We start from the raw sequence: 4636 nt of genomic DNA, 5'->3' as shown, positions 1-4636 counted from the left end.
GCGGTACTCGTCGCTGTGGTCCTCAGCCCCCGTGACCGCCACTGCCGAACGCGCCGCCGCTCTCGTCGGAGTCACGGGGCGGCTTGCTCTCGGGTGCGGGCCGGGAGCCCATGTTGCCGTAGCCGTGGAGCTCGTGAGGTGTCAGTCGCCCCGGCACCTCGTGTCCCTCGGAAAGATCGAACTCGTCGGGCTCCAGGCGGCTCTCGTAATGGGTCTGGTGATCGGGCCGCACCGGCTGCTCCTCGGGCCCCGGCGGGGCGTCGCGCCGCCGTCGCGCGCCGACCTGCCAGACCACGTAGACGAGCAGCACGAGAAGACCGACCACGATCAGTCCGAACACGATGACCGCGGGTGCTCCCTCTCCGGCCGCGAGGACAGTGGCGACGTCCCCCGCCGGCTCGTTGAAAGTGACCATGTCTACCGGGTACCCAATCTCGTCGGTATCACCGCCGGTGGGCGGCCGGACCCCCGAATGGACCCCCTGCTCAGGCGGCGGCCCGGCCCGCTCCGGTGAGGGCCTGAAGCAGTTCGTTCCGGTTCATCGAGGACCGGCCGGGGATGCCGAGGTCGGTGGCGCGGGCGTAGAGGTCCTTCTTGCTGAGCGCGGCCAGGTCCTCCTTCTTGCCGGCGCCCTTGCGGCGGCCGGTCCCGGCGCTTTTGGTCCGCTCGGCGCCCTTGCTGCCCTTGGCGCCCTTCGTCCCGGTGCCCTTTGCGCGCCTGCCCTTCGCGGCTCCGCTGCGTGATCCGCCGCCCCGTCCCTCTCCGGAGCGCGCCCGCTCGACGCTGCGGTTCAGTGCCTCCATGAGGTCGACGACGTTGGTCGCTTCGGGAGGCCCGGCCTCCGCGACCACCTCGCGGCCCTCGAGCTTCGAGGCCACCAGCTCGCGCACCCGGTCCTCGTAGGTGTCGTGGTAGTCCTCGGGCCTCCACTCGACGCTGAGCGCCTCGATGAGTTTCTTGGCGGTGCTGAGCTCGCTGGGGCTGATCTTCTCGCGCCGGGGCAGGTCGAACTCCTGCCGCGGGTCCCTGATCTCGTCGGCGTAGTGCATGGTGTGCAGGACGAGCACCGACTCCTGCGCGCGCACCGCGGTCAGGTACTCCTTGCCGCGCATCGTGAGCGTCGCGATGCCGGCCTTCCGGGAACGGTCGAGGGCGCTGCGGAGCAGCTCGTAGACCTTGAAGTACTCCTTGCCGCGCGGGGCGAGATAGTACGTACGGGCGAAGTGGACGGGCTCGATGTCGGTCAGGTCCACGAATCCGCTGATGTCGACGACCTTGGAACGGCCGGGGGAGATGTCGTCGAGTTCGTCCGGTTCGACGACGACGTACTGGCCGTCGCCCATGTCGTAACCCTTGACGATGTCCTCGCTCTTGACCTCGCGGCCGGTGCGTTCGTTCACGCGTTTGTTGCGGATGCGGTCGCCGGTGCCGCGCTGGAGCTGGTGGAAGTGGACGGTGTGGTCGTCCGTCGCGGTGAAGAGACCCACGGGGAGGGTGACCAGTCCGAAGCTGAGCACCCCTGTCCACATCGCTCTGGCCATCGCCCTTCACCTCCGTGTCGCCACGCGGCCGCGAGGCCCCGGATCCAGTGTCCTCGTGCCACGGCCGATGCCCCACCTGGGGGACACGGATGCGAAGGCGTGTTCGAGGTCGCGATGCCGGCTGCGCCGGGGCGTGCCGGGGCGCGGGGCGCCGAGGGTCAGCGGCCGCGCGGGGTGACCAGACCGGACTCGTAGGCGAGGACCACGAGTTGGGCGCGGTCACGGGCGTGGAGCTTGGCCATGGCCCGGTTGATGTGTGTCTTCGCGGTGAGCGGGCTGATCACCATGCGATCGGCGATCTGGTCGTTGGACAGGCCCTGCGCCACCAGGGCGACGGCCTCGCGTTCGCGGTTGGTCAGCTCCTCCAGCCCCGTGGCGGCGCCCGTGCCGGTGCCCGTGCCCGTGTGGAGCGGCTGGTCGACGTACCGGTTGATCAGCTTGCGGGTGATCGACGGTGCGAGCAGAGCGTCGCCGCGGGCCGCGACCCGTACGGCGTGGAGGAAGTCCTCCGGCACGATGTCCTTGACGAGGAATCCGGCCGCGCCGGCGCGCAGCGCCTCGAAGACGTACTCGTCGAAGCCGTAGTTGGTCAGGATGACGACGTGCACGCCGGCCAGGGCGGGGTCCGCGGCGATGCGCCGGGTCGCCTCGATGCCGTCGACGCCCGGCATCTGGATGTCGATGAGCGCGATGTCCGGCAGGTGCTCTCTGGCCAGAGCCACGCCCTCCAGCCCGTCGCCGGCCTCGCCGACCACCTCGATGTCGTCCTCGAGGTCGAGCAGGGCGCGGAAGCCGCTGCGCAGGAGCCGCTGGTCGTCGACCAGCAGGACACGGATCATGACGTCTGCTCCACGGGGAGTTCGGCCTGGACGGTGAAGCCGCCTTCGCCGCGCGGTCCGGCGCGCAGCCTGCCGCCGAGGGCAGTGACCCGTTCGCGCATGCCGAGCAGTCCGACGCCCGCGACCGGTGCGGCGCCCGGTGCGGCCTTGCCGTCGTCGTCGATGCGTATCGCCAGGGCGTCCGGACGGCAGTCGATCCGGACGGACGCCGTGTCGGCGGCGGCATGCCGGGCGATGTTGGTGAGCGACTCCTGAACGATCCGGTAGACGGTACGGCCCACCGCCGCGGGCACGTCGGGCCGTTGTCCCTCGATCGTCAGCGTCGCGTCCAGGCCGGTGGACCGGGCCCGTTCCACCAGTTCCGTGACGTGGTCGAGCCCCCGTGGCGGGGTCGTGTCGTCGTCCCGCAGGGCCTCCAGGGTCGCGCGGAGCTCCCGCGTCGCCTCACGTCCGGCCTCCTGGATCGCGAGCAGGGCCTCCGGGACCTGCTCGCCGCGCTTGCGGGCCACGTGGACGGCGACCTCTGCCTGCACCTTGATGATCGAGATCTGGTGGGTGAGCGAATCGTGCAGTTCCCGCGCGATGTGCAGGCGCTCCTCGTCGGCACGGCGCCGGGCGGTCTCCTCCCGCGTGCGCTCGGCCTCGTCCGCCCGGCGCTCGGCCTGCCGCAGCGCCTCACCAGCGGCGCCGGCGGCGACCAGCCACGCGATCTCGAGGGCGCCCCGGGCCTGCGCGAAGGCCTCGCCCGCGGGCAGGCCGGAGGCCAGGGCCGCGAGGGGGAGGCAGGTCAGCACGGCCACGCTCGCCACCACCGTGAGGGTGCGGTGTCCCGCCCGTACCGCCGCGTACACCGCGAACAGGTACGCGACGGCCGGGACGTCGAAGCCGACCGCCTGGTGGCCCACCGCGCACAGTCCGGTGACGGCCAGGACCGGGACCGGAGCCCGGCGGCGCGCGGCCAGCGCCAGACCCCCGGCCGTCAGCAGCGCGTATCCGAGGGGGGCGAGGCCCGAGACGGAGTGCTGTCCGGACAACCCGGTGACCAGAAGCGCCGCCGCCACGCCGACGGCGATCGCCCAGTCCGTGACACCGGCCCGGGCGCCGGGCCGCACTGTAATCATGCGCGCACCTTAGCGGGGTGGAGCCGCGGTGCGAGTCCCCCTTGCGGACCAGCGGCCGGCTACCGCGCGCGCAGTACCCGCGCGGCGCCTACGGCGTCCGCGGCAGCCGGCCGCTCGGCCGCGTTTCCGCCGTGGCTACCAGCGGCTGTGCACCTGGGCGCGGATCCGCCGGTCGTACAGATCGCGGACCGCGTCCAGCGTGCCTCCCGGCAGCGGCGGCTCGTCCGCCGCCGCGGCGTTGGCGCGGGCCTGTCCGGCGGAGCGCGCTCCGGGGATCACGCTCGTCACGCCCGGCTGCTGGATGATCCAGCGCAGCGCCGTGCGTGCCGGTGTGCTGTCCGGCCCGGCGAGCGCCGCGAACTCGGCGGCGGCCTCGACGCCGGTCGCGAAGTCGACACCGGAGAAGGTCTCGCCCTGGTCGAACGCCTCGCCGTGCCGGTTGTACGTGCGGTGGTCGTCGTCCGCGAAGACGGTGTCCTTGGTGTACCTGCCCGACAGCAGCCCGGACGCGAGCGGCACCCGCGCGATGATGCCCACGCCCGCCTCGGCCGCCGCGGGCAGGACCTCTTCGAGCGGCTTCAGCCGGAACGGGTTGAGGATGATCTGGACGCTCGCCGTGCCGGGCCTGGCGATCGCCGTGAGCGCCTCCGCGCAGGTCTCCACGCTCACGCCGTACGCGGCGATCCGCTGTTCGGCGACGAGCGTGTCCAAGGCGTCGAAGACCTCGTCGGAGGAGTGGACGGCGGTGGGCGGGCAGTGCAGCTGGACCAGGTCGAGCGTGTCCACGCCCAGGTTCTTACGTGAACGGTCGTTCCAGGCGCGGAAGTTGTCCAGTACGTAGTTCTCCGGGAGCTGTTCGACGCGCCGGCCCATCTTGGTCGCCACGAACACGCCGGCGTCCGGACGCTCGCTCAGATACCGGCCGATGAGCTGCTCGCTGCGCCCGTCGCCGTACACATCGGCCGTGTCGAAGAAGGTGACGCCCGACTCGACGGCCGCGTCGAGGACGGCGATCGCGTCCTCGTCCGTGACGTCGCCCCAGTCGGCGCCCAGCTGCCAGGTGCCGAGTCCCACCACGGAGACGTTCCTGCCGGTCCTGCCCAATACCCGCTGTTCCATGCGCCGCATCCTATGC

At 72.0% G+C, this 4636-nt stretch carries 5 protein-coding genes; all 5 read right to left on the bottom strand.

All coding sequences use genetic code 11. The features are described from left to right. Positions 1 to 22: 22 nt before the first annotated feature. Positions 23 to 415, bottom strand: a complete 393-nt coding sequence (locus ACWGH4_RS31650; RefSeq protein ID WP_307704849.1) for a DUF6479 family protein — start codon at positions 413 to 415, stop codon at positions 23 to 25. Between the two features lie 70 nt (positions 416 to 485). After that, complete coding sequence (gene ku / locus ACWGH4_RS31645) at positions 486 to 1541, bottom strand: non-homologous end joining protein Ku (protein ID WP_453466941.1); 1056 nt, start codon at positions 1539 to 1541, stop codon at positions 486 to 488. A 158-nt stretch (positions 1542 to 1699) separates the two neighbouring features. Then, on the bottom strand, positions 1700 to 2380 hold the full coding sequence (locus ACWGH4_RS31640) for a response regulator (RefSeq protein ID WP_453466939.1): 681 nt from the start codon (positions 2378 to 2380) through the stop codon (positions 1700 to 1702). Further along, on the bottom strand, positions 2377 to 3501 hold the full coding sequence (locus tag ACWGH4_RS31635; RefSeq protein WP_453466937.1) for a histidine kinase: 1125 nt from the start codon (positions 3499 to 3501) through the stop codon (positions 2377 to 2379). Before ACWGH4_RS31635 ends, ACWGH4_RS31640 begins: the two co-directional genes overlap by 4 nt. A gap of 135 nt (positions 3502 to 3636) precedes the next feature. Beyond that, a complete protein-coding gene (locus ACWGH4_RS31630; RefSeq protein ID WP_453466943.1) occupies positions 3637 to 4629 on the bottom strand; it encodes an aldo/keto reductase in 993 nt (330 codons plus the stop codon). Positions 4630 to 4636 lie beyond the last annotated feature (7 nt).

This window comes from Streptomyces sp. NPDC054847, from assembly GCF_053610925.1.
Note: the sequence above shows the minus strand (reverse complement) of the source record. Positions and strands in the feature narration are given on the sequence as shown.

Excerpts from the sequence above, each read along its gene's own strand:
- ACWGH4_RS31650 (WP_307704849.1), bottom strand. The coding sequence starts at position 415 with ATGGTCACTTTCAACGAGCCGGCGGGGGACGTCGCCACTGTCCTCGCG.
- ACWGH4_RS31630 (WP_453466943.1), bottom strand. The coding sequence starts at position 4,629 with ATGCGGCGCATGGAACAGCGGGTATTGGGCAGGACCGGCAGGAACGTC.
- ACWGH4_RS31635 (WP_453466937.1), bottom strand. The coding sequence starts at position 3,501 with ATGATTACAGTGCGGCCCGGCGCCCGGGCCGGTGTCACGGACTGGGCG.
- ku (WP_453466941.1), bottom strand. The coding sequence starts at position 1,541 with ATGGCCAGAGCGATGTGGACAGGGGTGCTCAGCTTCGGACTGGTCACC.
- ACWGH4_RS31640 (WP_453466939.1), bottom strand. The coding sequence starts at position 2,380 with ATGATCCGTGTCCTGCTGGTCGACGACCAGCGGCTCCTGCGCAGCGGC.